Below are 255 nucleotides of genomic sequence, written 5' to 3'. Positions count from 1 at the left end.
CCACGCGCTCCGAGTACTGCACGCCGGCGCGCGCGGCGGCGACCGCGCCAAGACCGATACCGGTCGCGACCGCCGCATTGCTGGTGACCTTGCCCGCGACCGCGGCACCCGCGATACCGGCGCCCGCGACCGCGCCTTCCGAGTACAACGAGCTACAGCCGCTCAATGCGGACGACACCGCCAGCGCCAGCGCGAGCAGCGCTGCTACGTGGGGGCGTTTGGCTGCGACAACGGACTTCGCGTTGTCGGCCCACA

1 pseudogene is annotated in these 255 nt (G+C 72.2%); it reads right to left on the bottom strand.

Going from position 1 to position 255, the window contains the following annotated elements:
* A pseudogene (locus AB3X95_RS39035) lies at positions 1-199 on the bottom strand (hypothetical protein); the annotation flags it as partial.
* Between the last annotated feature and the right edge of the window lie 56 nt (positions 200-255).

The organism is Paraburkholderia sp. BR13444 (assembly GCF_040948755.1).
GTDB classification, from domain to species: domain Bacteria; phylum Pseudomonadota; class Gammaproteobacteria; order Burkholderiales; family Burkholderiaceae; genus Paraburkholderia; species Paraburkholderia youngii.
This window is presented reverse-complemented; position numbering and strand designations above follow the sequence as displayed.